This is a genomic window from Pseudomonas sp. AC463 (genome assembly GCF_979253585.1).
This window is the reverse complement of record NZ_CEEDDZ010000726.1, coordinates 1-263: the sequence shown is the minus strand read 5'-3', so window position 1 is coordinate 263 and position 263 is coordinate 1. Positions and strand designations below refer to the sequence as shown.

Here is a 263-nt window from a genome sequence, read left to right as displayed (position 1 = left end):
GCTGCAGGTAGGCGGCAAATGCACTGGACAGTTCGTCCAGCTCGCCATAGGTCAAGGTTCTACCCAGGTTGCTGAAGGCGGGGCGATCCGCAAAGGTCTTGCAGGAGCGCTCGAACACCTCGACCACCGACTGGTAGGCCGACATGTCGATATCGTTGGCCACGCCAGCGGCGCGTTTATCGTTCCAGAAATCAGGCTGCATTGTTGTTGTCCTCATTTCCCTGAATATCCGTTTAGCCTTAAGGCACCAGTCAACCCAGTGA

General features: G+C 56.3%; 1 pseudogene. It reads right to left on the bottom strand.

Annotated elements, in window-relative coordinates:
- A pseudogene (locus AC0IYH_RS32115) lies at positions 1-202 on the bottom strand (long-chain fatty acid--CoA ligase); the annotation flags it as partial.
- Positions 203-263 lie beyond the last annotated feature (61 nt).